This window comes from Streptomyces sp. NPDC088794, from assembly GCF_044750545.1.
GTDB lineage: Bacteria > Actinomycetota > Actinomycetes > Streptomycetales > Streptomycetaceae > Streptomyces.
Genome location: NZ_JBIVKB010000014.1, coordinates 17,876 through 41,759, shown reverse-complemented (window position 1 = coordinate 41,759; position 23,884 = coordinate 17,876). Strand labels below are relative to the sequence as shown.

Below are 23,884 nucleotides of genomic sequence, written 5' to 3'. Positions count from 1 at the left end.
CCCTCGACCGCTCAGGTGGCCGTCCCCTTCGCGGACAGCTCCCGCTCCGGGCCGCCGCTCGCCACCGGGTCCGGGGAGCCCTTGGCAGGGGCGGTCGACTGGGCGATGAACGCGCCGAGGAGGACGATCGCGCCGCCGATGATCTGCGGAGCGGACAGGTGCTCGCCCAGCAGCACCCAGGCCAGCACGGTCGCGATGACCGCTTCGAGGCACGCGACGACGCCCGCGACCTGCGGGGAGAGCCGGCGCACGGAGACCACTCCGGTGACGTAGGCGAGGACGGTCGCGATCAGCACGATCCAGACCAGCAGGACGGCGGCCGAGACGGACGTGCCGTTCATGTCGGCGGAGCCGCTGAGCACCGACCAGTCCATGGTCCAGGGGCGGGCCACGACGGTCAGGACCAGGGCGCCGATCAGCAGACCGAACGCGATCACGCCCAGCGGGTCGGGAGCGTCCTCGCCGGCGTCGCTGCCCTGGTCGGACAGGACGAAGTAGCCGACCTGGCAGCAGGCGGCCGCGAGGGCGAGCAGCAGACCGATCGCGTCGAAGCTCAGGCCCGACCAGACCTCGACGACACAGGCGAGGCCGCCCACCGCGAGGACCACACCGAGCGCCGCGGCACGCGTCACCGGCCGTCGCTGCACGAACCGCACCCAGCCGAGGACGAGGGCGGGCGCGAGGTACTCGACCAGCAGCGCGACCCCGACGGGTATCCGGGATATCGCGCCGAAGTAGCAGGCCTGGACGCCGGCCACGGCGAGCAGTCCGAAGCCGGCGAGCAGCGCGGGGCGGCGGCGCACCAGCGCGCGGTGGCGCACGGCGACCGGCAGCATCACCAGCGCGGCGCCCGCCACCCGCAGCCACACCACGTGGAGGGGGTCGAGGCCCGCCTCGATCAACGGCTTGGCCGCGACCCCGGATCCCCCGAAGGCGATCGCCGATCCGATCGCGAGACCGAGCCCGACGCCCTTGCCGGGACTGCCCGCACTGCTCTTCGACGTCTGCACCCGGACATGATGACAGGGCCCGACAGGAGCGTCACCCCCGATGACTCCTGTCTCACCGGCTGGACGAGCCGGAGGCCGTCATCGGCCGGACGATGCGAACTGCCGTCACCGGCTGGACGAGCCGGACTGCGACAGGAAGTCCTCGACCCGGGCGGTCACCTCGTGCCGGTCGATCCCGGCCCGGTCGAGCACCTCGACGGCGCGTGCCTGCGGGTCCGCCACGAGCGCCGCGAGCAGGTCGACCCCACAGGCCGGTTCGTCGCCGCGGCCGGCGGCGCGGTCGCAGGCGTACCCCATCGCCCCGGCGGCGAGCGGCGACAGCCCCTCGCTCTCCTTCACCACGGGTACCGCGCCGGAGTCCTCGACACTGCCCTGCCAGCGCAGTCCGTAGCCGATGCTGCGCTGCACGAGGTAGCCGAGCAGCCGGGCGATCTCGGGGCCGTCGTCGAAGACGGCGCGCACGTCGGGGTCGTACTCGAGGAGGGAGTGCAGCAGATGGGCCGTGTCGATCTGGCGGTCCCCGTCCCGCACCGCACGGCGGCGGGCAGCGGTGACGACCGCCGCCAGCTCCGCGCTGAGCGTGGCAGTGGTGTCCGCGCGAGGGCCGAGGGCCTGCTCGCCGACCGACTGCCGAGGGATCCGGGGTTGCACATCCCCACCCCATCAGTCCCAGGGCATTCGGTCATCCCCGGACGGAAGCATCTTCCCGTCCCACGCAGAGTGGACTCGGGCGGCCGAAATCTCCTTCTTACGGATGAGATCAGGCCGTTGCCCACCCGGGGGGCGCGCGCCACTGTGCGGTGCGCCCGGTGCGCAACCGCGGCGCCCGGGTCGCTCGTCCCACAGGGACGTGGAGAGCAGGTGCTGGCTGGTCGCGCTGCCGGCCGTCGACGGCAAGCAGTACGTGTACCGGGTGTACGCCCCGGAGGACGCACTGCCCGCCGACCTGTTCTGGGACGCCTGGCACTGCCACGACGAGAGCACACTCCCGCGCGCGTGGGACCTGTTCGACGCGGCGCTGATACGACGGGTCGGCTGAAGTATTTCTGACGGTTCATCAGTATTGAATATTGCGACCCCTGCGGCTACGTTCCGCGCACAGGAGCCCGAAACGAAGGGGTGGTCGCATGGCCGAAGTCAGCGCGGAGGCACGCATCGGAGCCCCCGCCGAGAAGGTGTGGGCACAACTCACCGACTGGTCCGCGTACGGCGAGTGGAACGCGACCCACACCAACTTCCCCAAGGGCGGCCCCGAGACGCTCGCCGTGGGCGGGACCTTCCAGGAGAACATGAAGCTGATGGGCTTCCCGGCGGAGGTCGACTGGACCATCGAGGAGCTGGAGCCGGCCCGGGTGTTCGCCATTCGCGGCAAGGGGCCGATGCAGGTGACCGTGGTGACGCGCTACACGCTCGTCCCGGACGGCGACGCCACGACGGTGCGCATCGACGGCGAGTTCACCGGTGCCGCCGTCTCCCTGATGGCGGGCAAGCTCAAGGACTCGGCGACGGCCGCGCTCGACGAGTCGCTGCGGAAGCTGGACGGGCTGGTCGCCTGAGCGGCACGAGCCACCGCCCCGACCGGCATCGGACACGCGAAGGCGCCCCGCGGATCGCTCCGCGGGGCGCCTTGCTCACGGCGGGGAGGCCGTCGGCACGTACCGGTTCTCGCCAGTGCGTACCGCTTCTCGTCAGCCCTCGTCAGTCTTCGTCGGCGAGGATCAGGTACAGCTTCTTGCGGGCGTCGTTGATGACGCTCAGCGCCTTCTCGCGCTGCTCCTTGCTGCCGGTCTTCCAGACCTGGCCGAAGGCCTCCATCAGACCGAAACCGGCCTGCCGGATCTCGCCGAGGGCCTCCCAGTCGACGCCGCGGGAGGCTTCCTCCCAGGGCGCGTCCGGGCCCTCGTCGGCCGCGGTGCGGCCGGCCTCGGTGAGCGAGAACAGCTTCTTGCCGCCCTCGGACTCACTCGTGATCAGGCCCTCGTCCTCCAGCAACTGGAGGGTGGGGTACACCGAACCGGGGCTGGGCTTCCACGCCCCGCCACTGCGCTCGGCGATCTCCTGGATCATCTCGTAACCGTGCATCGCACGGTCCTTGAGCAGGGCCAGGATCGACGCGCGTACGTCGCCTCGCCGTGCCCGTCCGCGCGGTCCGCCCCGACCCCTCGGCCCCCAGGGCCCGGGACCGAACCCGGGTCCACCGAAACCGAAGCCGGGACCGGGACCGGGTCCACCCGGACCCCCCGGCCCGAAGGGCCCGAAGGCACCACGCCGACCGTCGAAACCGCCTCGGCCGCGAGAGCCGGGGCCACCGTGTCCATGCTCATGCCCATGGGAACGCATCGCAATCACTCCATTCCATCGTTGATCTGTCGCGATGCGTCAACGATATATCGGAACCGATCGCCTGGCAAGCCCCTCCTGAAATCTCGGTGGCTCCGGACCGCGGCGTATGAATACTGGCTGTTCATGCACGCTGACCAAGTGGACGTGACCACCGAGGTCGTCGCGACCTTGATCCAGGAACAGTTCCCTGAGTGGAGCGACGAGGCGATCCGACTCCTGCCGTCGACCGGGACGGTCAACGCCATCTTCCGCATCGGGAACGACCTCTCGGCGCGCTTCCCACTCCGCCTCGCCGATGCCGCCGAGACCCTGGCGGTGCTGGAACGGGAAGCCCGGGCGAGCGCGGAGCTGGCACAGGTGTCCCCGTTCCCCGTCCCGGAACCGGTCGCCCTGGGAAAGCCCGGAGCGGGTTACCCCATGCCGTGGTCGGTCCAGACATGGCTGCGGGGAACGCCGGCCGCTGATGCCGACCCGAGCGGATCGAACGCCTTCGCCGAGGACCTCGCGGCCTTCATCTCGGCCCTCCGCGACGCCGACACACGGGGGCGGCTCTTCGACGGCGACAATCGCGGCGGTGTACTCGCCGACCACGACGACTGGATGGCGAAGTGCTTCGCGGAGAGCGAGGGGATGCTCGACGTGCCCCGGCTGCGCCGGATGTGGAGCCATTTCCGGGAGCTGCCCCGCACGAGTGCCGACGTGATGAGCCACGGTGACCTGATCCCCGGCAATGTGCTGGTCGCGGGAGACCGGCTCAGCGGCGTACTCGACACCGGCGGCTTCGGCCCGGCCGACCCCGCGCTGGACCTGGTCAGCGCCTGGCACCTGTTGCAACCGGGCCCGCGGGACGTGCTCCGGCGAACCCTGACCTGTGACGACCTGGAGTGGGAGCGCGGCAGGGCCTGGGCCTTCGAGCAGGCGATGGGCCTTGTCTGGTACTACGTCGACACCAATCCGACGATGAGCAGCCTGGGGCACCGGACGCTCGACCGCCTCCTGGAGTCGACGGAGTGATGGCGTGATGGCGTGATGGCGAGCGTGCTTCAGCGGCGCCGCAGCCGTTTGTCGGTGATCGGCGGGGTCGGGTCGATGTAGAAGTCCCCGGGGTTCACGTCGGCACCGGGCGGGACGATCTCGTCGATGCGGTCGAGGACGTCGTCGCCGAGTTCCACGTCGGCCCCGGCGAGGAGGTCGGTCAGCTGCTCGGGGCGGCGCGGGCCGATGAGTACCGCGGTGACCGCCGGGTGGGCCCGGACGAACGCGATGGCCAGATGCGGCAGCGACAGGCCGGCCTCGGCGGCCAGCGCGGTCAGGTCGCGCACGGCGTCGGCCTTGGCCCGTACGCCCGGCTGGTCGAGATCGAACATCTTGGCCCCGAGACCGGCGTTGCGGTGCCCGGCGGTGGGATCCGAACGCCCCGAGAGCCAGCCGGAGTTGAGCGGACCGAAGGTCAGCACGCCCATGCCGTGGCGCTGGGCGGTGGGCAGCACCCGGCTCTCCACACCGCGGGTGAGGATCGAGTACGGCGGCTGCTCGGTGCGGAAACGCTGGTGGCCCCGGCGCTCGGCCGTCCACTGGGCCTGCACGATCTCCTCGGGGGAGAAGAACGAGCCGCCGACGGCCCGGATCTTCCCGGCCCGGACCAGGTCCGACAGGGCGCCGAGGGTCTCGTCGACGTCGGTGTGCGGGTCGGGGCGGTGCATCTGGTAGAGGTCGACGTGGTCGGTGTCCAGGCGGCGCAGGCTGTCCTCCAGCGCGCGCCGGATCCAACGGGCCGAGCCGCCACGCCGGTTGGGATCCTCGCCCATCGGCAGCCCGAACTTGGTGGCCAGGACGATGTCGTCACGGCGGCCCTTCAGGGCCTTGCCCACGATCACCTCCGACTCGCCGCCGGAGTACACGTCGGCGGTGTCGACGAGGTTGATCCCGGCGTCCAGTGCCGTGTGGATCATGCGGACCGACTCGTCGTGGTCGGTGTTGCCCATCGCGCCGAACATCATCGCGCCGAGCGCGTACTCGCTCACCGACATGCCGGTGCCGCCGAGAATCCTGCGTTTCATGAGGGGTTCCTCCAGGTGCGTGCTTGCCTGCCACCAGAGGAGCACCACGCGTGGCCGGGCCGGGAGACCCGCTCCGACCGGGGGTCCGACAGACCCCCTTGGGGGCAGCCACTTCCCAGGTCACCCGGTCTACGGTGGTGGCATGGCCCAGGAACCGAACAGCGAGCTGCGGGACTTCCTCCGCTCCCGCCGCGCGAAGATCACCCCCGAGGAGGTGGGCCTGGCGCCCCTGCCCGGCACCCGCCGCGTTCCCGGCCTACGGCGCGAGGAGGTCGCCCAGCTCGCCGGCGTCAGCGTCGACTACTACGTCCGCCTGGAGCGCGGCCGCCACCTCAACGTCTCCGCGTCGGTCCTGGACGCGATCGCCCGCGCCCTGCGCCTCGACGATCTGGAGCGCGCCCATCTGTTCCGGATCGCCAAGCCGTCCCGCGCCCGTCCTCGCCCGCTGCCTCCGCAGCGCGTACGCCCCGGTCTGCGCCTGCTGCTCGACAGCCTCACGGACGTCCCCGCCCTCGTCCACGGCCGCCGCATGGACGTCCTGGCCGCCAACGACCTCGCCCGCGCCCTGTACACGGACTTCGACGCCCTGCCCGCCCGCAGCCGCAACATGGCCCGCCTGGTCTTCCTCGACGACCACTTCCGGACCCTGTACGTCGACTGGGAAGGCGCCGCGCGAGGCATCGTCGCCTCACTCCGCCTGTACGCGGGACGTCATCCGCACGACCCCGCCCTGGCCGAACTCGTCGGCGAACTCTCCGTCCAGGACGCGGACTTCCGCCACTGGTGGGCCGACCACGACGTGTTCCAGCGCACCCACGGCACCAAGCACTACCACCACCCCGTCGTCGGTGAACTCGTCCTGGGCTACGAGGCGTTCGCCCCCACCGACGATCCCGAGCAGATCCTGGGCCTCGCCACCGTCGAACCAGGGTCCGCCTCCGCGGAACGCCTGAAGCTGCTGGCCAGTTGGTCCCGGTCTTCTCAACACCCGGCACCGGCCGCACAATCGGACGCCCCGCACCCCTGAAGCTAGGCCGACAACCGACTCGGCGGGCCGGCTCAGTGGCCCCGGAACGCCTCCTCCAGCCACCAGGCGCCGTGCTCGCGCGTCACCTTGGCGTCGATGAGGAGCGGCGCCGTGCGGGGCCCGGAGAGCCAGTCCTCGACCGTCTTGAGGTCGGCCCCGGTGCGGACGGTGACCGCCTCGAAGCCGTAGCCGCGGGCGATCGCGGCGAGGTCCGTCTCCGGGAAGGTGACCGTGTCCAGCGGGTGGCCCTCGGGCCCGAAGTGGTGGACCTCCGCCCCGTAGGCGTCGTCGTTGTAGACGACCACCACCATCGGCAGTCCGAGCCGGCGCACGGTGTCGAGTTCCACGGCGCTCATGAGGAACCCGCCGTCGCCGAGGGCGGCCACCGGCAGCCGGTCCGGGCGGGCCAGCGCAGCGCCGATCGTGGTCGCAAGGCCCAGGCCGATCGACTGGAAGGCCTGCGTGAAGCAGAACCCCTCGTGGTCCGGCACCGACAGGTACGCGCTGGGATAGCCCATGAAGTTCCCGGAGTCCACGCCGACGACCCGCTCGGCCGGGAGCACGTCGTCCAGCGCGATGCTCAGCGTCCGCGGATCGATCCGCTCCCGGGTGCCCTCGTCCTCGTACGGCACGTCCCGCCACCGCGCCCGCGCGGCCAGGGCGGTCCCGACCTCGGGCGTCCGGTACCCCTCGCGCCGCTCGCCGCCGCACGACTCCAGTGCCCGCCGCGCGGTCCGTGCCACGTCACCGGTGACACCGAGGTCGACCTCACGGTGCACGCCGAGCGCGGCCGGATCGTCGTCGACCTGTACGACACCGGCGCCGGCGCCGATGAGGCCGCCGTGCCGCATGGTCCACATGTTCAGGGCGCAGCCCCAGCCGACGATCAGGTCGGCGCCCTGGATCAGTTCCGCGACCAGGGGTGAGGCGAAGCCGCCGGACACGTCGAGGGACCAGTCGCCGCCCTGGAAGAGTCCCCGGGCGACGGCGGAGGTGGCCAGCAGAGCGCCGTACCGGTCGGCGAGCGCCGCGAGGGCGTCCCGGCCGTCCGGCGTGCGCGCGCCTCGCCCGGCCACGAAGACCGGGCGGTGCGAGCGGTCCAACAGCCGTACCAGCTCGGCCAGTTCGGCCGCCGAGGGCTCGACCGACACCGGTTCGGGCTCGGGGGCGAAGGCTTGTACCGAGTCCAGGGCCCGTTCCGCGTCCACGCCCTGCGCCCCACCCAAGGTCCGCGCCACTTCTTCCGGCACGTCCAGGGCCTGCACCTCCAGGGGCAGGTCCAGCAGGACCGTGCGCCGCTCGTGCCGGGCCCGGTGCAGCGCGGCGAGGGCCTGCGCGACCGCGTCGTGGGCCGTCGTCAGGCGCGCGGTGACGGCGCCGACCGAGTGCGCGATGACCGCCTGGTCGATCCGGAAGTTGGAGGTCGGCTGTGTCGCCTCGGCGGCCAGCACAAGGAGCGGCGTCCGGCTCTTGGCGGCCTCGGCGATGCCGGTGACGGCGTTGGTCAGCCCGGGCCCCTGGTGCACGCTCACGGCGGCGACGGTGCCGCTCGTGCGGGCGTACGCGTCGGCCATGGTGGCGGCGCCGCCCTCGTGCCGGGCGGCGACGAACCGGGCGCCCGCCGCGACCATGGCGTTGGTGAGGTGGAAGTTGCCCGAACCGACCACGCCGAAGACGTGGTCGACCCCGGCCGCGGTCAGCGCCCGCCCGACGGCCTCGGCGACCTTCACGACCGCTCCACCAGCGCGAGCACGCGCGCGGGAGCGCCGGATCCGCTGACGATGGGCAGCGGCCCGGCGAGGACGACGGCCCCGGTGGGCGGCAGCGCGCCGAGATTCTGCAACTGGGTCAGCCCGTACTTGTCACTGCCCAGGAGATACGAGTGGCAGGGGAACGCCGGTTCGAACGAGTGCGCCCGGCCCGCGTCCGTGCCCACCGTCTCCACGCCCAGGCCGATGACCGGCGCCTCCTCGGCCACCCAGCGCGCGCACTCCGGCGACAGACCGGGCGTGTGCGGGCCGTTCTCGTCGGCGTTGAGGAACGCCTCCTGCGACTCCGAGCGGGCGTCCCAGCCGGTGCGCAGCAGCAGCCAGCCCCCGTCGGGCAGCGGCCCGTGCTCCGCCTCCCAGGCCTTGATGTGGCCCACCTCGACGAGGAAGTCGGGGTCCTTGGCCGCCTGCTCGGAGAAGTCCAGCACGGCCGCGGGCGCGATCAGCCGGCCCGCCGGCACCGACGCCACGTCCGTGAGGTCCTTCCCGGTGACCCAGTGGACCGGCGCGTCGAAGTGGGTGCCGGTGTGCTCGCCGCTGCGGAAGTTGTTCCAGTACCAGGCCGGGCCCCGGTCGTCGTACCGGCTGATCTCCTCCAGCTCGAACACCTGGGTCTGCCCGAACTCCGGCGGCAACTGGATCACCGGTGTGGACGAGGACAGCGGCGACGTGAGATCGACGACCTCGATCGAACCCCCGCGCAACCCGGCGAGCAGCGCGGCGAGAACGGACGGCTGGGACATGACGGCCTCCTGGGACGGTGCTGAACTCACGACCGCGCACGACACGCTGAAGCGCGCCTGCGCCTCCACGGTAGAGCCGAACACGAGCCGCCACCTGCGCCGCCCGCCCCAAAATCGGTCCAGCATCCCCGAATTGGCCTTGGCCGTCCCGTCCCCCGGCCTCCTACCGTCGGGCGCATGCCTATCCGAATCGTCGATGCCTTCACCGACCGTCCCTTCACCGGCAACCCGGCCGGGGTCCTGCTCCTCGACGCGTTCCCGGACGACGAACGGCTCCAGCGGGTGGCCCTGGAGGTGAACCACGCCGAGACCGCGTTCGCGCATCCGCTGCCCGAGGGCGGCGCGGCCGACTGGGCGCTGCGGTGGTTCACGCCGGCCACCGAGGTCGACATGTGCGGTCACGCGACGCTCGCCACGGCGCACGTCCTGCATGCCACCGGCGCCCACGAGGGCCCGGTGCGGTTCGCCACCCGCAGTGGTGTCCTCGGGGCGACGCCGGAGGCGGACGGCTCGATCACCCTGGACTTCCCGACCGCTCCGCTCACTCCGGTCGAGGTCCCGGCCGGTGTCGCCGAGGCGCTGGGCGCCGAGCCGCTCGTCGCCTTCGACACCGGCCCGAAGGTCGGCGACCTGGTGCTGGAGCTGGCGGACGAGAAGACGTTGCGCTCGCTCGCGCCGGACCATCGGGCCCTGGCCGCCTTCTCCGAGCGCGGGATCATCGCCACCGCCCGCGCCGAGGACCCGGCCCGCGGCTACGACTTCGTCTCCCGCTGCTTCTTCCCGCGCATCGGCATCGACGAGGACCCGGTCACCGGCAGCGCCCACACGGCCCTCGCGCCCTTCTGGTCCGAGCGCCTGGGCCGCCCCGACCTGACCGGTCTCCAGGCCTCGCCCCGCTCCGGCCGCGTCCGCACCCGACTGCGCGGCGACCGCACCCTGCTGAACGGCCGCGCGGTCGTCGTCATCGAGGGCGAGCTGCTCGTCTAAAGGCTTTCGAAAACCCCGCCCGAGACGCCCACCGAAACCCGCTGCCGACGGTCACGCCGTCGGCAGCCACCCCACCTTCCCCGCCAGCAGCGCGTAGCCCACGAACGCCCCGATGTCGAGCAGGGAATGCGCCACCACCAGGGGACCCACCCGACCCCACCGGCGGTACAGGAAGACGAACACCAGGCCCATCACCATGTTGCCGAGGAAGCCGCCGATGCCCTGGTAGAGGTGGTAGCTACCGCGCAGTACGGAACTGGCCACCAGCGCGGCCCCGGGCGTCCAGCCCAACTGCCCCAGCCGGCGCAGCAGATACCCGACGACGATCACCTCTTCGAGGATCGCGTTCTGCATCGCCGACAGGATCAGCACCGGGTACTTCCACCACACGTCGGGCAGCGCCTCGGGCACCACCGTGAGGTTGAAGCCGAGCCCGCGAGCCGCCAGATAGAAGGCGATTCCGGTGCTGCCGATCACCGCCGCGATCCCCGCGCCCCGGCCGAGGTCGGGCCACGGCCGGGTGCGGTCGAAGCCGAGTGTGCGCAGGCTCTGCCCCTCCCGCAGCAGGAAGTGCGCGACGAGCAGGACCGGCACCAGGGCCGAGGTGATCCCGAACAGCTGCCAGGCGAGATCGAGCCAGGGCCGGCCCGGCGCGGCCGACGCGTTGAGCGTCGCCGCCTGGTCCTTGAGACCTCCTGGTTTCGTGACCGATCCGACAAAACTGATCAGGGCGGACACTCCACTCGCACCGAGCGAAAGCCCCAGAACGAGCAGTGTCTCGTCCCGCAGAATCCGTCGCGTGGGCCGCTCCTGAGGAAAAGAATCGGCCACCGGACCCGCCTCTGCCTGCACACCTGCCTCCAGTTGTTCAATCCCGCCTCACGCCTATCTTCGCCCCGCTAGGGTCTCGAAAGAACATACGAAGATCGTGCGTGACAGGCCGTCGGGGGGACGGACGCCGTACGGGCGTGCCTCCCCCGTTCCATGCCGTACGGCTGTAATCCGGCACGAGGTTCAACAGGGAGGGGCACCACCGTCATGGGACGTCACAGCTTGCCCACTCAGTATGGGGCGGGCGTCAGCGACCCCCGCCCCCGCGCCCGCCGTCGCACGGTGGCCGTCGCCACGGCCCTCGTCCTCACCGTCGCCGGCGGCACCGCGGCCGCCGCCAAGAGCGGCCTGCTCTCCTTCGGCACCTCCTGCCAGGACGACCCGGTACGGATCTCGCTCGCCGCCTCCCCCGACATCGCCCCCGCCCTGACGGCCGCCGCGAAGCGGGCCCGCACCGAGGACATCACCTCCGACGGCCGCTGTGTCGCCGTCACGGTGAACGCCCGTGAGTCGTACAAGGTGGCCGACACGCTGGGCGCGGGCAAGAAGATCGACGAGCAGGTGTGGGTGCCGGACGCCGACCTCTGGATCCAGCGGATCACCGCCGACAGCGGCGCGACCGACGTGACCCCGTCGGGCGCGGTGGCCTCCACCCCGGTCGGCGTGGCCATGGTGCCGGCCGCGGCCAAGTCACTGGGGTGGCCGAAGAAGACGTACAGCTGGATCGAACTGGCCGGTGCCACCCTGCAGAGCGACTCGCTCAAGCTGGGCGCGGCCGACCCCTCGCGCAGTGCGACCGGGCTGCTCGCGCTGACCCAGATCGGGACGGCCGCCTCGGGTCTCAAGGACGGCGACACCCAGGCGGCGGCGATGATGAAGACGCTGTCGCAGCGCACCTCGGACACCGACGGCCAGGTCCTGGACACGCTGCCCCGGGACTCCTCGGGCACCGAGCAGGGCAACCCCAAGCGCAATCAGGCGCTGATCCTCACCGAGCAGGCGGCGTACGCGTACAACACGTCGAACGACACCGACGGCAGCCTGGACATGTTCTACCCGAAGGACGGCTCGCCCCGGCTCGACTACCCGTACGCGATGGTCGACCAGCTCACCACGGACCAGAGCCGGGCCGCGCTGCGGTTCATGAACTACCTGCGCCAGCCCGAGCAGTTGCGGCTGCTGGAGAAGTACGGCTTCCGCACGGACGACGACCAGGCGCCGGCGACCGTGGTCGCCAAGGCCGGCGGCGCCGGCCCGCAGCCGTACGCGCAGGCCGCCCCGCAGCCGGCCGAGGACGCGGCGCTCCAGGAGGCGCTCGGCACCTGGACGATCACCGTGCAGAGCGCGCGGATCACCACGGTCGTGGACGCCTCCTCGTCGATGTCTGAGCCGGTGCCGAAGACCGGTCAGTCGCGCATGGACGTGACCAAGGCGTCACTGCTCCAGGCCCTCGCCACCTTCACCCCGGAGGACGAGATCGGCCTGTGGGAGTTCTCCACCAAGCTGGACGGCAAGAAGGACTACCGCATCCTGGTGCCGACCGAGCGGCTCGGCGACCAGAAGGCCGCCGGCACCCAGCGCGACAAGCTGTCGGCCGCGTTCAGCGCCCTGAAGCCGGTCCCGGACGGGGCCACGGGTCTCTACGACACCACGCTCGCCGCGTACAGGGCGGCCACCGAGTCGTACTCCCCCGGGAAGTTCAACGCCCTGGTCATCCTCACCGACGGCGTCAACCAGGACCCCGGCAGCATCTCCCGCACCAGCCTGATCGCGGAGTTGCAGAAGCTCACCAACCCCGAGCGCCCGGTGCCGCTCATCGTGATCGCCGTGGGCCCCGACGCCGACAAGGAGGAGGCCCAGGAGATCGCCGAGGCCACCGGAGGCTCGGGCCAGTCGGTCAGCAACCCGGCCCAGATCCACACGGTCATCCTCAAGGCGATCGTGGCGGCGGGCGCCCAGGGCGACACCGGCGACTGACCTGCGTCTCACCCCAGCGGCACCGGCTCCGGAAGACCCACCGGCCAGGTGTGCACGGGCTCTCCCTGATGCATGAGCTCGCTGTAGCGCCGGGTCGTCGCGGCGAACGCGGCATCCCGCGCGAGCCCCGCCTCCAGCGCCTCGTGGAAGGTCGCCGCCTGCCAGGACGCGCCGTTGACCCGGCGCCGGCAGCGCTCCTCGATGACCCCCAGATACAGATCCCGGTCGGCCGGCTCCACCCCCCACGCGTCCAGCCCGACCTCGGCCAGCGGCAGCAGTTCATCGCGTACGAGGGTCACCGCGTCGATCTGCGCGGTGCCGCCGTACCGGCCGCGGGGCCACTCCAGACGGGCGTCGATGCCGTGCCGGCACGCCTCGTCGAAGTTGGCGGCGGCGGCCTCGAAGGGCAGCCTGCTCCACACCGGCCGGGACTCCTCGGCGAGGGCGCGGACGACGCCGTAGTAGAAGGCCGCGTTGGCGATGATGTCGGTGACGGTGGGGCCCGCGGGCAGTACGCGGTTCTCGACGCGCAGGTGCGGGACGCCGTCCGCGATGCCGTAGACCGGGCGGTTCCAGCGGTACACCGTGCCGTTGTGCAGGACGAGTTCGGCCAGACTCGGGATGCCGCCGGCGTCGAGGACGTCGAGGGGCTCCTCGTCGTCGTGGATCGGCAGCAGCGCGGGGAAGAAGCGCAGGTTCTCCTCGAAGAGGTCGTAGGCGGAGTCGATCCACCGCTCCCCGAACCACGTGCGCGGGCGCACCCCCTGGGCCTGCAGTTCGGGCGGCCGGGTGTCGGTGGACTGCTGGAAGAGCGGCGGCCGGGACTCGCGCCACAGCTCACGGCCGAACAGGAAGGGCGAGTTGGCGCCGACGGCGACCTGCACGGCGGCGACGGCCTGCGCGGCGTTCCACACGTCGGCGAAGCGGCCGGGCGTGACCTGGAGGTGCAGCTGCACAGAGGTGCAGGCCGCCTCCGGGGCTATGGACTTCGAGGTGCAGGTGAGGCGTTCCACACCGTCGATGTCGAGGACGAAGTCCTCGCCCCGGGCGGCCACGATCTGGTCGTTGAGCAGGGTGTAGCGGTCGACGTCGGAGAGATTGGAGGAGATCAGATCGTCCCGGTCGAGGGTCGGCAGAATACCGATCATGATGATTCCGGCGTCGAGTTCCCCCGCTTTACGGTGAGCATATGCCAGTGACGTACGGAGTTCCTCGGCGAGCTGGTCGAATACCCGGCCGCCCAACCTGTGTGGGGCTATGTTGACTTCCAGATTGAACATGGCGAGTTCTGTTTGGAAATCTCGGCTCGCGATCCGTTCGAGCACCTGCGCATTGAGCATTCTCGGCATGCCGTCGGGGCCGGCCAGATTCAATTCGATCTCGACCCCCATGAGGTTCTGGGGTCGGTCGAACAGCTTCTGTTCCAGCAATCGCTCCAGCCCCGTCAGACACCGTCGGAGCTTGGCGCGGTAACGCTGCCGATCGGACAGATCGAACCCACCTGCGACGACCTTCTCCCCCATCGGAGCATCCCTCCTCTCACGGACGGGCCGAAGATCGGCCGCCGGCGTGCCGGGTCACGTGGGATGATGCCCAGCCGAGCCGATCGATAACGTCCCCGTACCGGCCCGCCGCCCGCTACTCTGGCCAGATGTGACCGGCGGCACATTCACCGGGCATGGGGCAGCGCGCAGTTTCGAGTTCCCGACAGACTCGTGAAAAACGCCGACGAGAATGGGCCGACCGCTTCTCCCGCATTCTCCGAGGTCACCGCCGTAGGGCCCGATCGGAAACGGGAGGTTTCCCGCGAATCTCCGGCCGAATGCACTCTTGCCGGGTACACCGGAAGCGGCTAGACGAAACATCGTCAGAACACACCTCGTATAAACTCCGCGAACAAGGCAGAGGGGTGGCGCCCGCGGTCCTGGAACCTGCCGTCGAGGTGACGTGCGGCAGGCCTCACCCACACTCCTCGTTCCCAGACCCGGCCTCGCCTCTCTGCCCCGCGAGCAGACAGCGCCGTCCGCCCCCGCCCTCGCGCCACCGTGCCTGCCAAATGAGAGGCGACCCACCATGCCGCTGCATGTCCCCCCGGCTCCCGCGCCCGCCCTTCGCACCGTTCTCACCGCACTCGCCTCGCCCACCGCGGTCCGCGAGGCCAGGACCCCCGCCCTGCTGTGCTCCCAGGGGCCCGCCACACCCGAACTCCCTCTGCCCGTGCACGTGTTGGACGAGATCACCCCGGCAGGCGCATCCGCCACCCGGCTCGCCGGATGGCGTTTCCTGATCCGCTGCGGCGAGCGCGCGGTGGCCGCGGCCGAGACCCGGCTGACCCCGGACGGCTGGGCCTTCTCGCACTTCTTCGAGGGGCCCTACATCGCCGCCACCGAGCGCGCCCTGCGCCAGGCCGACACCATGAACCAGCACTACCAGCCCCGCCTGCTCTCCGTGCCCGCCCTGTACATGCTCACCCTGTGGCTGCACGGCGACTGCGGCGCGGACGGCGCCACCGGCCACCCCGCGGCCACCGACCTGCTCGTCCCGCTGGCGCCCGCCCCGCCCGGCATCGCGGCCCACCGTCCGCACCGGGTCGCCGAACTGCTCCCGGTGCTGACCCATCGGGTGACTCCCGCACCTCTCCTGGGCTCGCCCGCCTGACGTTCCGCTTTCGCGACGGCGCCCGTACCCCGCCCCGGAATTCCCGGCAGCGGGGTACGTCGCATTTCCGGACCACATTCTGCTCGTACGAGCAATTCATCGCTCGTACGAGCCTGAAGTATCGTCTGACCTGGACGGACTAGCCCCATCCGGCCACCCGGAACCATCCGAAATGACAGTGCAGTTGGAATGAACCGTCCGGCCGGGTGATGCGTCATCAACCTGTGAGGAAGCGGTGCCGCTAAATCCCTGCGGATTGACGCCCGTGGGGCAACACTGGGTTCTGACCGACTTATCACAACGGGGGGCGGCCATGGACGAGACATCCAGCCGCGAGACAGACACGACAGCCACCACACACCTCACGACACAGCGAAAGATCCCACCAATGTGCCAGCACCAGTCACCGTGCCCCTCAGCCGACTCAGCCGACCGGGAGTCCGCCCGCCTCATGGCGCACCACCCGGAACAGGGCTGGAGCCTGCTGTGCAACGGTGTCCTGCTCTTCGAGGACACCGGTGAGCTCCTGCCGGACGGGCAGATCATCGCCCCGCACCGCCCTGAGGGCACCAACCCGGTGATGACCGCCGCCTGAGCGCCACCGGGTGGTATGGCGCATCGCCCGGAGACTTGAGGGGCCGGTCGCAGGAACACTGCGAGCCGGCCCCGACGCATGTCCGGGGTCGATCACTCCGGGTAGCGACGCGTGCGCGTGGGTGCTACCTCAACGCGTCCCTGATCGCGAAGTACGCGGGCTTGGGCTGGAGTTGCTCGTCCCACGGCAGCGCCGCGCCCTCACCAGGGAAGAACGCCGGGATCCACGAATATTTGTCTGTGAAATCCCAGACAGTGATTCCGACACACCGGCGCACCGCGAGGCACGCCTCGGTGAGATCCCGGTACCAGTCGGCCTGTTGGGCGAGCTTCTCGTCGGTCGCGGGGAGGATCATCCGTACGTCGACCTCGGTGAGCGCGGTGTCGAGGCCCAGCCGGGAGAAGCGGCGGAGGTTGTCCTCAAGGTTCGCGGGATAGCCGTACTGGAGCGCGAGATGGGCCTGGAGACCGATGCCGTCGAGCGGGACGTGCCGGGCTTTCAGCTCCTTGGCGAGGACGTAGTAGGCATCGCTCTTCGGGCCGACCGCCTCGATGTTGTAGTCGTTGAGGTACAACTTCGCGTGCGGGTCCGCCTGGTGGGCCCAGCGCAGCGCGTCCGCGATGTAACCGGGCCCGAGCGTCTTGTACCAGAGGGTCTCGCGGTAGGTGCCGTCCTCGTTGAACGCCTCGTTGACGACGTCCCACGCGTAGACCTTGCCGCGGTAGTGCCGTACCTCCGTCTGGATGTGCTTCTTCAGTACGGCCCGCAGCTCGTCGGCGCTCCACTCTCGGTCGGTGAGCCAGCTCGGCAACTGGCTGTGCCAGACCAGGGTGTGGGCGCGGACCCGCTGGTGCCTGCTGCGGGCGAGGTCGACGATCTCGTCCCCGTTGGTCCAGTCGAAGACGCCCTGTTGGGGTTCGGTGGCGTACCACTTCATGCCGTTGCCGGGGGTGATCATGTCGAACTCGCTGCCGAGCAGGGCCTTGTAGGCGGTGTCGGTGAGTTCGGGGTTGTCGGTGGCGCTGCCGAAGTAGCGGCCGTGGCGCTGGGCCAGGTCGGCGAGGGTGAGCGGCTTCTCGTGAGCCTGAACTCCCGGGGCCGTGACCGCGATCAGCGCAACCGTGAGGGCTACGGCCGGTCCGAGCCGGTTCTTGCGCATGGTGCGACTCCTCACGTGCGGGGGTGTGGGTGAGCCGTACGTCCGTCGGCGCGGGTCATCCCTTCGTCGCGCCGGCGGTGAGGCCGCCGACGAGCTGGCGCTCGGCGACCGAGTAGAAGGCGAGGGCGGGGACCATCGCGAGGACCAGATAGGCGAAGACGCGGGCGTACTCCGCCGAGTACTGGCCCTGGAACTGCTGGACGCCGATGGGTAGGGTCCACCACTTGGCGTCGGTGAACACCAGCAGCGGCAGGAAGAAGTTGTTCCAGCTGGTGACGACGGCCAGCACGGAGACCGTGCCGAGCGCGGGCCGCGCCATGGGCAGCAGGATCCGCCAGAAGAACCCGAAGGCGCTGCACCCGTCGAGCGTGGCCGCCTCCTCCAACTCGCCCGGGATCTGCCGGAAGAAGGCGCGCAGGATGATGATCGTCATCGGCAGCGCGAAGGCGGCCTGCGGAAGGATCACGCCGAGCGGGTTGTCGAGCAGACCGAGCGAGCGCAGCAGCAGGAACAGCGGCAGGACCGCCACCGCGAAGGGGAACATCAGCCCCATCGTGAACACGGTGAACAGCACCTCCCGCCCGCGGAAGGCGAATCGGGCGAAGGAGAACGCGGCGAGCGCCGACACGGCGACCACCAGCACGGTCGTACCCACCGCGATCAGCGTGCTGTTGCCGACCAGGCGCCAGAAGTCGCCCGAGCCGAGGATGTCGGTGTAGTTGCCGGTCAGCCAGTGCTCGGGCAGTCCGAAGGGGTTGCGGGAGAGCTCGTCGGTGGACTTGAAGCCGGACAGGGCCGCGTACACGAGGGGGACGACCATCACCGCGCCGACCGCGAGGAGGATCACGTGCAGCGGCAGGGTCCGTACCGCGCCTGCTTTGCGGGTCACTTGCCGTCTCCCCTCATCGTGGTGGTCGCCCCTTCGAGGTCGCGGCGGAGCACGAACCGCTGGTAGGCGAGGGCGAAGACGAGACAGATGCCGAACATGACCACGCTGATCGCGCTGGCGTAGCCGACCTGGTAGCGCTTGAAGCCGTACTGGAACATGGTCACGGCCATCGTCTCGGAGTGGTGGTCGGGGCCGCCCTGGGTCACCACCCAGACCAGGTCGAAGAGTTGGATCGACCCGATGACGGACAGGAAGACGCTGATGCGCAGGGTGGGCGCGAGAAGCGGCAGGGTGACGTTGCGGAACCGCTGCCACGCGTTGGCGCCGTCGATCAGCGCCGCCTCGGTCAACTCGGCCGGGATGGACTGGAGTCCGGCGAGGTAGAGCATCATGTGGAAGCCGAAGTACTTCCACGTCATGACCAGGAAGAGGGTCGCCATGACGGAGGAGGGGTCGGCGAACCACTCCCCGCCCAGACCGTCCAGGCCGATCCCGCCGAGGACATGGTCGGCGAGCCCGGCGTCCGGCGCGAAGACCATGCTGAACAGCACGCCGGTGATGGCCTCGGACAGGACGTACGGCGCGAAGAACAGCATCCGGTACACGGCCCGTCCGCGCAGCCGCTGGTTGAGCAGCACCGCCATGGCGAGTGCGAACGGCAGTTGGAGCACGAGCGACAGCAGCACCAGGACCAAACAGCGCCACAGGTCGCCGAGGAACACCGGGTCCTGGAAGAGCCGGGTGAAGTTGTCCGTGCCGGTGTAGTCGGAGGGCATGCCGAAGCCGCCCCAGCGGAAGAAGGCCGCGTACACCGCGAACAGCATCGGCAGCAGCACCAGGCCCACGAACAGGATCAGCGCGGGCAGTTGGAAGCCGACCGCGGTGAGCCAGTTCAGCGTGCGCCGCCGGGCCCGCCCCCGGGCCGAGGCCTTGGTCGGGGGCGGGAGGGCGAGATCGGGACCGGTCCGCTTGTCCCGGAGGAAAGTGGAGGTCATCGGCGGTCCGGGAGGGATGTGGAGGTCATCGTCGGCTACTGCTCTTCCTTCGCGACCTTGGTGATCGACTGCGCGACCTGCTCGGGGGACTTGGAGCCGGCGATGAGCGCGCCGACGCTGTCGTTGACCTCCTGGCCGACGGCGGGGGCGTAGGCCTGGTCCAGGTAGAGCTGGAAGCCGGTCGCGCTCGTCAACTGGGCTTGTACGGCCTTGGTGTTGGGGTCGGAGAGGGCGCTCGCGGCGGCGGGCACCACGGGCAGGGCGCCGGTCTTCTTGACGAGTTCGAGGTCGGTGGCCTCGGAGGCGAAGAACTTCAGGAAGTCGACGGCCGCCTGTGGGGCGCCCTTGCGCAGGGCATGTCCGCCGCCTCCGCCGAACACCTCGGTGATGACGCCCTTTCCGCCCTCGACCGCGGGGAACGGGAAGAACCCGAGGTTCGCGCCGAGCCCCTTGCCCGCGTCCGCCTCGACCACCGGGGCCCACTGGCCCATGAGTTCCATGGCCGCCTTGCCGTTACCGACCGTGGCGGCCTGTCCGGTCGGTGTGGAGTACGCGGCCCCGAGGAACCCCTTCTGGAACGGCTGGAGTTGGATGAGGTCCTTGAAGTGCTGCCCGGCCTCGACGAACCCGGCTCCGGTGAAGTCCTTGTCCTCGTCGGCCTTTTGCAGGGCGTCGATGCCCGCGGTGCGCATGGCGAGGTAGGCCCAGTAGTACATGCCGGTCCACGTCTCCTTGCCCGCGAGGGCGAGGGGGGTGATGTTCTTGGCCTTGAGCTTGTTCACGGCGTCGAGGAAACCGCCCCAGGTGGTGGGGGGTTCGCCGATGCCGGCCTGCTTGAACAGCGCCTTGTTGTACCAGAACCCGATCATGCCGATATCGAACGGGATCCCGTACACCTTGTCGTCGATGAGGTACGGCTGCTTCGCCACCGGCAGCAGTCCGTCGGCCCACGGCTTGGTCCGGTCGGTGAGGTCCTCGACGAGCCCGGCATCGATCTGCTGCTTGAGGACACCGCCGCCCCAGGTGTGGAAGACGTCCGGGAGCTTCCCCGAGGCGGTGAGGGCCGTCATCTTCGACTTGTAGGCGTCGTTCTCCAGCTGGACGATCTTCAGCTTCACCTTGGGGTTCTGCGCCTCGAACTTCTTGGCCAGGGCGGCCCAGACGCTCTTGGTCGGCTGGGTGGTGGAGATGTTCCACCACTCGACGGTGGTCGTCCCCGAGGACGACCCTCCGTCCGAGTCCCCGCCGCATCCGCTCAGTGCCGTCACGCCCAGACCGGTCGCGGCGGAGGCCGCGAGAAAGCCGCGGCGGGACAGTGCCCGGTCGCCCATCATGCGCTCCTTGGGGGTACGGGACGGCGCGTCCACGACCGTCCATCGTGACCGAAAGTTTCGAAGAAGATCCAGAAAGATGCGTTGTTGCCGCACCCTAGAGACAGCTCCCAAAGGGTGGCAACCCCTTGGACATGGGGAATCCATATGCGCCCTGGATCTGGTGACGGCGCTTCGTAATATTCGCGCGATATGGCGAATGTTTCGGCAGCTCAGACGGCCCGGCCCGCGGCGCAGCCAGTCTTAACGGAAGCTTGACGCCTGCGCCCCGGTCCTGCACGGGCCCTGACGTCACTCTCCGCTTACGCTGGTTCGGCCGTCCGCGTGATGGCCAGAACCCACACGCTGAGACGCATCAGGAGCACCCCCATGGCCACCACCGAGCACCCTCCCAGTCGTCTGCGCGAGTGGATGCTGGAGGGACTGTCCGACATGGGGAAGGCCGGCCGCCAACGTCCGGCCGCCGAGGCCACCCCCGCCCATCAGGGACAACGCTGGTACCGCGTGATGTGCCTGACGGGCGTCGACTACTTCTCCACGCTCGGCTACCAGCCCGGCATCGCCGCCCTGGCCGCCGGTCTGCTCTCGCCGGTGGCGACCATCGTGCTGGTCGTCGTCACGCTCGCCGGCGCCCTGCCCGTCTACCGGCGGGTGGCCGAGGAGAGCCCGCACGGCGAGGGCTCGATCGCCATGCTGGAGCGGCTGCTGTCCTTCTGGAAGGGCAAACTGTTCGTCCTGACCCTGCTGGGCTTCGCCGCGACCGACTTCCTGATCACCATCACGCTCTCGGCGGCGGACGCCTCCACCCACCTGGTGGAGAACCCGCACCTCACCGACGCCCTGCACGACCACCGGATGCTGATCACCCTCGTCCTGGTCGCCCTGCTCGGCGCGGTGTTCCTCAAGGGCTTCCTGGAGGCGATCGGCGTCGCGGTCGCACTCGTCGTGATCTATCTCGGGCTGAACGTCGTCGTGGTGATCGTCGGCATCTGGCACGTCGCCACGGCCGGTCACGTGGTCACCGACTGGTCCAGCGCCCTGACCGCCGAGCATGGCAACGTCTTCGCCATGATCGGCGTGTCCCTGGTGGTCTTCCCCAAGCTCGCGCTCGGCCTGTCCGGCTTCGAGACCGGCGTCGCGGTCATGCCGCACGTCCAGGGCGACCCGGAGGACACCGAGGAGAACCCCCAGGGCCGCATCCGCGACACGAAGAAGCTCCTCACGGCCGCCGCCCTGATCATGAGCGTCTTCCTGATCGCGACCAGCTTCATCACCACGGTGCTGATCCCGGAGAAGGAGTTCGAGGCCGGCGGCCAGGCCAACGGCCGCGCCCTCGCCTTCCTGGCCCACGAGTACCTGGGCAACGCCTTCGGCACGGTCTACGACGTCTCGACCATCGCCATCCTCTGGTTCGCCGGCGCCTCCGCGATGGCGGGCCTGCTCAACCTGATGCCGCGCTATCTGCCCCGCTACGGCATGGCACCGCACTGGGCCCGCGCCGTGCGCCCGATGGTCATCGTCTTCACCCTGGTCGCCTTCCTGGTCACCTGGATCTTCGACGCGAGCGTCGACGCCCAGGGCGGCGCCTACGCCACCGGCGTACTGGTCCTGATGTCCTCGGCGGCGATCGCGGTGACCATCGCCGCCCGCCGCGCCGGCCAGCGCAACTGGACCATCGCCTTCGCCGCCGTCTCGGCGGTCATGCTCTACGTCACCGTCGTGAACGTCATCGAGCGGCCCGACGGCGTCAAGATCGGCGCCTGCTTCATCGCCGGCATCATCCTCGTCTCCCTGCTGTCCCGACTGGCCCGCGCCTTCGAGCTGCGCGTCACCCATGTCGAGCTGGACGTGATGGCGGAACGATTCATCCGGGACATGGCCAGCCGCAAGATCCGCTTCATCGCCAACGAGCCCGACCAGCGCGACAAGGCCGAGTACCGCGACAAGATCGAGCAGATCCGCAACGACAACGACATGCCGGAGCAGGAGGACTTCGTCTTCGTCGAGGTCACGGTGACGGACCCGTCCGAGTTCGAGTCGGGCCTGACGGTCCGCGGCGAGGTCCTGCACAACCGCTACCGGGTGCTGACCCTGGAGTCGTCGTCCGTCTCCAACGCCCTGGCCGCCCTGCTCCTGCACGTCCGCGACGAGACCGGCTGCACCCCGCACATCTACTTCGAGTGGACCGAGGGCAGCCCCTTCGCCAACTTCCTGCGCTTCTTCCTCTTCGGCCAGGGCGAGGTCGCCCCGGTCACCCGAGAGGTCCTCCGCGAGGCGGAACCGAACCGGGACCGCCGACCGCGGGTGCACACGGGCTGAGGGCTCGCCCTCATGCTGCTCCGCTACGCCGGTCAGGACCCCGGAGTCCGCCTGGCGAACCCACGCCGTTGCGGCCGTACCACCACCCGGCCATAGCTCTTGCGCCCGCCGATCTCGACCCGCAGTTCGACCGGAGTCTCCGCGTCCCCCGCCGCGCGCACCTTGATCTTGGCGAACTCGGTCACCAGGGAATCGGTGTCCACCACGACCCCCGGCCGGGTCACGAGCCGCAGCGTGCCACCCCGCATGTCGAGGTCGACGCGCAGGGTCTCGTGCGTGATCACGGCCTGGGTGAAGTCGAGCGTCACGTCGCCCCAGGCGGACTCGATCTCCAGCACCCGGGGAACCAGCCACCGGTCCCCGCGCCGGACGGATCCACCCTGCTGCTCGATGCGTACGACGTCCTTCACCTCGGGCACGACCGCCCGGGCCTCGGCCGGCAGATCCGTCGTCAGGACGGCGAGCTCACCCAGCGTGCGGGCGGTCAGGGCGGCCTCCACGCGCTCGTCGAGCTCCTCCGAGGTCAGCCGCCCGTCTCCGGCGGCGACGCGCAGCACGTCCACGACCCGGTCCCGGTCCATGTGCGAGGCCCGCAGCTCGTCCGCCATACCCTCACCCGCTCCGATCACAGTCACCCCACTAACGCTATATCGCGATACACCCGACGCTCAACCCCACGTCCGCCAAAGCGCGTTCACGGCCCTATCGTGATCCGCATGCAGTCCTACACAATCGGCCAGGCAGCACGGCTGCTCGGCGTGAGCCCCGACACCGCGCGCCGCTGGGCCGACGCAGGCCGGGTGACCACCCACCGCGACGACAGCGGACGCCGGCTCATCGAGGGGCGCGACCTGGCGGCCTTCTCGGTCGAACTCGCGAAGGCGGACGGCGAGGAGGAGGCCCCGTCCCACACTTCCGTGCGCAACGCCTTCCCCGGGATCGTCACCGCGATCAAGCTCGGGGACGTGGCGGCCCAGGTGGAGATCCAGGCCGGCCCGCACCGCCTCGTCTCGCTGCTGACGCGCGAGGCCGTCGAGGACCTCGGCCTGGAGGTGGGCATGGAGGCCACGGCCCGGGTCAAGTCGACAAACGTCCACATCGACCGCACGTGACGCAGAGGACCCACCCGGCACATCGTTCCCGTACGAACGCACATGCCACCCCACACCGACATCGCTCCAGCTCATGCGA

The 23,884-nt window shown here is 70.3% G+C and carries 23 protein-coding genes; 10 read left to right on the top strand and 13 right to left on the bottom strand.

The features are described 5' to 3' along the window. Nucleotides 1-11: 11 nt before the first annotated feature. On the bottom strand, nucleotides 12-1,010 hold the full coding sequence (locus tag ACIP6U_RS33340) for an EamA family transporter (RefSeq protein ID WP_401725716.1): 999 nt from the start codon (nucleotides 1,008-1,010) through the stop codon (nucleotides 12-14). Between the two features lie 105 nt (nucleotides 1,011-1,115). Beyond that, nucleotides 1,116-1,661 (bottom strand): Clp protease N-terminal domain-containing protein, encoded by a 546-nt coding sequence (locus ACIP6U_RS33335; RefSeq protein WP_401725713.1) that lies wholly within the window; start codon nucleotides 1,659-1,661, stop codon nucleotides 1,116-1,118. A gap of 199 nt (nucleotides 1,662-1,860) precedes the next feature. On the opposite strand from ACIP6U_RS33335, the gene ACIP6U_RS33330 reads away from it, so the two are divergent. Next, entirely contained in the window at nucleotides 1,861-2,049 is a 189-nt protein-coding gene (locus ACIP6U_RS33330; RefSeq protein ID WP_401725711.1) for a hypothetical protein, read from the top strand. A gap of 88 nt (nucleotides 2,050-2,137) precedes the next feature. Next, nucleotides 2,138-2,566, top strand: a complete 429-nt coding sequence (locus ACIP6U_RS33325) for an SRPBCC family protein (protein ID WP_401725708.1) — start codon at nucleotides 2,138-2,140, stop codon at nucleotides 2,564-2,566. Between the two features lie 142 nt (nucleotides 2,567-2,708). Here ACIP6U_RS33325 and ACIP6U_RS33320 read toward each other — a convergent pair whose 3' ends face one another. Further along, nucleotides 2,709-3,350, bottom strand: coding sequence for a PadR family transcriptional regulator (locus tag ACIP6U_RS33320; RefSeq protein WP_401725705.1), 642 nt, complete (start codon nucleotides 3,348-3,350; stop codon nucleotides 2,709-2,711). Nucleotides 3,351-3,476: 126 nt separating this feature from the next. Between ACIP6U_RS33320 and ACIP6U_RS33315 the strand changes: the two genes are divergently transcribed. Beyond that, the gene (locus ACIP6U_RS33315; protein WP_401725702.1) at nucleotides 3,477-4,367 is read left to right on the top strand and encodes an aminoglycoside phosphotransferase family protein; all 891 of its coding nucleotides are present in this window, start codon (nucleotides 3,477-3,479) and stop codon (nucleotides 4,365-4,367) included. Nucleotides 4,368-4,396: 29 nt separating this feature from the next. On the opposite strand, the gene ACIP6U_RS33310 is transcribed toward ACIP6U_RS33315, so the two are convergent. After that, a complete protein-coding gene (locus ACIP6U_RS33310) occupies nucleotides 4,397-5,413 on the bottom strand; it encodes an aldo/keto reductase (RefSeq protein ID WP_401725699.1) in 1,017 nt (338 codons plus the stop codon). Between the two features lie 142 nt (nucleotides 5,414-5,555). On the opposite strand from ACIP6U_RS33310, the gene ACIP6U_RS33305 reads away from it, so the two are divergent. After that, nucleotides 5,556-6,440: a helix-turn-helix transcriptional regulator gene (locus ACIP6U_RS33305; RefSeq protein WP_401725697.1), complete on the top strand. Its 885-nt coding sequence runs from the start codon at nucleotides 5,556-5,558 to the stop codon at nucleotides 6,438-6,440. A 32-nt stretch (nucleotides 6,441-6,472) separates the two neighbouring features. On the opposite strand, the gene ACIP6U_RS33300 is transcribed toward ACIP6U_RS33305, so the two are convergent. Next, a complete protein-coding gene (locus ACIP6U_RS33300; RefSeq protein ID WP_401725694.1) occupies nucleotides 6,473-8,170 on the bottom strand; it encodes a thiamine pyrophosphate-binding protein in 1,698 nt (565 codons plus the stop codon). Continuing rightward, complete coding sequence (locus ACIP6U_RS33295) at nucleotides 8,167-8,952, bottom strand: cyclase family protein (RefSeq protein WP_401725691.1); 786 nt, start codon at nucleotides 8,950-8,952, stop codon at nucleotides 8,167-8,169. The genes ACIP6U_RS33300 and ACIP6U_RS33295 overlap by 4 nt, the downstream gene beginning before the upstream one ends. Nucleotides 8,953-9,129: 177 nt before the next feature. On the opposite strand from ACIP6U_RS33295, the gene ACIP6U_RS33290 reads away from it, so the two are divergent. Then, nucleotides 9,130-9,939: a PhzF family phenazine biosynthesis protein gene (locus ACIP6U_RS33290; RefSeq protein ID WP_401725689.1), complete on the top strand. Its 810-nt coding sequence runs from the start codon at nucleotides 9,130-9,132 to the stop codon at nucleotides 9,937-9,939. A gap of 51 nt (nucleotides 9,940-9,990) precedes the next feature. Here ACIP6U_RS33290 and ACIP6U_RS33285 read toward each other — a convergent pair whose 3' ends face one another. Next, nucleotides 9,991-10,791: a CPBP family intramembrane glutamic endopeptidase gene (locus ACIP6U_RS33285; RefSeq protein WP_401725686.1), complete on the bottom strand. Its 801-nt coding sequence runs from the start codon at nucleotides 10,789-10,791 to the stop codon at nucleotides 9,991-9,993. A 186-nt stretch (nucleotides 10,792-10,977) separates the two neighbouring features. Here ACIP6U_RS33285 and ACIP6U_RS33280 point away from each other — a divergent pair, with 186 nt between their 5' ends. Further along, nucleotides 10,978-12,747 carry a substrate-binding and VWA domain-containing protein gene (locus ACIP6U_RS33280; protein ID WP_401725684.1) on the top strand — a complete coding sequence of 590 codons (1,770 nt, stop codon included), beginning with the start codon at nucleotides 10,978-10,980 and terminating at the stop codon, nucleotides 12,745-12,747. A gap of 8 nt (nucleotides 12,748-12,755) precedes the next feature. Here ACIP6U_RS33280 and ACIP6U_RS33275 read toward each other — a convergent pair whose 3' ends face one another. Then, nucleotides 12,756-14,270, bottom strand: a complete 1,515-nt coding sequence (locus ACIP6U_RS33275; protein WP_401725681.1) for a glutamate-cysteine ligase family protein — start codon at nucleotides 14,268-14,270, stop codon at nucleotides 12,756-12,758. A gap of 550 nt (nucleotides 14,271-14,820) precedes the next feature. Here ACIP6U_RS33275 and ACIP6U_RS33270 point away from each other — a divergent pair. Both ACIP6U_RS33270 and ACIP6U_RS33265 read left to right on the top strand, forming a co-directional pair. Next, nucleotides 14,821-15,405, top strand: a complete 585-nt coding sequence (locus ACIP6U_RS33270) for a hypothetical protein (RefSeq protein ID WP_401725678.1) — start codon at nucleotides 14,821-14,823, stop codon at nucleotides 15,403-15,405. 388 nt (nucleotides 15,406-15,793) lie between these two features. Beyond that, complete coding sequence (locus ACIP6U_RS33265; protein ID WP_124000496.1) at nucleotides 15,794-16,000, top strand: DUF5999 family protein; 207 nt, start codon at nucleotides 15,794-15,796, stop codon at nucleotides 15,998-16,000. Between the two features lie 124 nt (nucleotides 16,001-16,124). Here ACIP6U_RS33265 and ACIP6U_RS33260 read toward each other — a convergent pair whose 3' ends face one another. The 4 genes from ACIP6U_RS33260 to ACIP6U_RS33245 all read right to left on the bottom strand — a co-directional run bounded on the left by ACIP6U_RS33260 (nucleotide 16,125) and on the right by ACIP6U_RS33245 (nucleotide 20,374). Continuing rightward, nucleotides 16,125-17,159, bottom strand: a complete 1,035-nt coding sequence (locus ACIP6U_RS33260; protein ID WP_401725675.1) for an endo-1,4-beta-xylanase — start codon at nucleotides 17,157-17,159, stop codon at nucleotides 16,125-16,127. 55 nt (nucleotides 17,160-17,214) lie between these two features. Continuing rightward, on the bottom strand, nucleotides 17,215-17,979 hold the full coding sequence (locus ACIP6U_RS33255; protein ID WP_401726175.1) for a carbohydrate ABC transporter permease: 765 nt from the start codon (nucleotides 17,977-17,979) through the stop codon (nucleotides 17,215-17,217). A gap of 65 nt (nucleotides 17,980-18,044) precedes the next feature. After that, complete coding sequence (locus ACIP6U_RS33250) at nucleotides 18,045-19,043, bottom strand: carbohydrate ABC transporter permease (RefSeq protein WP_401725673.1); 999 nt, start codon at nucleotides 19,041-19,043, stop codon at nucleotides 18,045-18,047. 35 nt (nucleotides 19,044-19,078) lie between these two features. Then, nucleotides 19,079-20,374 carry an extracellular solute-binding protein gene (locus ACIP6U_RS33245; RefSeq protein ID WP_401726173.1) on the bottom strand — a complete coding sequence of 432 codons (1,296 nt, stop codon included), beginning with the start codon at nucleotides 20,372-20,374 and terminating at the stop codon, nucleotides 19,079-19,081. Nucleotides 20,375-20,743: 369 nt separating this feature from the next. Between ACIP6U_RS33245 and ACIP6U_RS33240 the strand changes: the two genes are divergently transcribed. Then, entirely contained in the window at nucleotides 20,744-22,693 is a 1,950-nt protein-coding gene (locus ACIP6U_RS33240) for an APC family permease (RefSeq protein ID WP_401725670.1), read from the top strand. Nucleotides 22,694-22,725: 32 nt separating this feature from the next. On the opposite strand, the gene ACIP6U_RS33235 is transcribed toward ACIP6U_RS33240, so the two are convergent. Further along, nucleotides 22,726-23,328: a DUF1707 domain-containing protein gene (locus tag ACIP6U_RS33235; RefSeq protein ID WP_401725667.1), complete on the bottom strand. Its 603-nt coding sequence runs from the start codon at nucleotides 23,326-23,328 to the stop codon at nucleotides 22,726-22,728. Between the two features lie 81 nt (nucleotides 23,329-23,409). Here ACIP6U_RS33235 and ACIP6U_RS33230 point away from each other — a divergent pair, with 81 nt between their 5' ends. After that, nucleotides 23,410-23,805: a helix-turn-helix transcriptional regulator gene (locus tag ACIP6U_RS33230; RefSeq protein WP_124000491.1), complete on the top strand. Its 396-nt coding sequence runs from the start codon at nucleotides 23,410-23,412 to the stop codon at nucleotides 23,803-23,805. Nucleotides 23,806-23,884 lie beyond the last annotated feature (79 nt).

Bases quoted from the DNA above. Each gene is read 5' to 3' on its own strand.
- ACIP6U_RS33315 (WP_401725702.1), top strand. From the start codon at position 3,477: ATGCACGCTGACCAAGTGGACGTGACCACCGAGGTCGTCGCGACCTTG.
- ACIP6U_RS33305 (WP_401725697.1), top strand. From the start codon at position 5,556: ATGGCCCAGGAACCGAACAGCGAGCTGCGGGACTTCCTCCGCTCCCGC.
- ACIP6U_RS33270 (WP_401725678.1), top strand. From the start codon at position 14,821: ATGCCGCTGCATGTCCCCCCGGCTCCCGCGCCCGCCCTTCGCACCGTT.
- ACIP6U_RS33240 (WP_401725670.1), top strand. From the start codon at position 20,744: ATGGCCACCACCGAGCACCCTCCCAGTCGTCTGCGCGAGTGGATGCTG.
- ACIP6U_RS33265 (WP_124000496.1), top strand. From the start codon at position 15,794: ATGTGCCAGCACCAGTCACCGTGCCCCTCAGCCGACTCAGCCGACCGG.
- ACIP6U_RS33250 (WP_401725673.1), bottom strand. From the start codon at position 19,043: ATGACCTCCACTTTCCTCCGGGACAAGCGGACCGGTCCCGATCTCGCC.
- ACIP6U_RS33320 (WP_401725705.1), bottom strand. From the start codon at position 3,350: ATGCGTTCCCATGGGCATGAGCATGGACACGGTGGCCCCGGCTCTCGC.
- ACIP6U_RS33260 (WP_401725675.1), bottom strand. From the start codon at position 17,159: ATGCGCAAGAACCGGCTCGGACCGGCCGTAGCCCTCACGGTTGCGCTG.
- ACIP6U_RS33275 (WP_401725681.1), bottom strand. From the start codon at position 14,270: ATGGGGGAGAAGGTCGTCGCAGGTGGGTTCGATCTGTCCGATCGGCAG.
- ACIP6U_RS33230 (WP_124000491.1), top strand. From the start codon at position 23,410: ATGCAGTCCTACACAATCGGCCAGGCAGCACGGCTGCTCGGCGTGAGC.
- ACIP6U_RS33290 (WP_401725689.1), top strand. From the start codon at position 9,130: ATGCCTATCCGAATCGTCGATGCCTTCACCGACCGTCCCTTCACCGGC.
- ACIP6U_RS33255 (WP_401726175.1), bottom strand. From the start codon at position 17,979: ATGGTCGTCCCCCTCGTGTACGCGGCCCTGTCCGGCTTCAAGTCCACC.
- ACIP6U_RS33280 (WP_401725684.1), top strand. From the start codon at position 10,978: ATGGGACGTCACAGCTTGCCCACTCAGTATGGGGCGGGCGTCAGCGAC.
- ACIP6U_RS33310 (WP_401725699.1), bottom strand. From the start codon at position 5,413: ATGAAACGCAGGATTCTCGGCGGCACCGGCATGTCGGTGAGCGAGTAC.
- ACIP6U_RS33295 (WP_401725691.1), bottom strand. From the start codon at position 8,952: ATGTCCCAGCCGTCCGTTCTCGCCGCGCTGCTCGCCGGGTTGCGCGGG.
- ACIP6U_RS33245 (WP_401726173.1), bottom strand. From the start codon at position 20,374: ATGGGCGACCGGGCACTGTCCCGCCGCGGCTTTCTCGCGGCCTCCGCC.
- ACIP6U_RS33325 (WP_401725708.1), top strand. From the start codon at position 2,138: ATGGCCGAAGTCAGCGCGGAGGCACGCATCGGAGCCCCCGCCGAGAAG.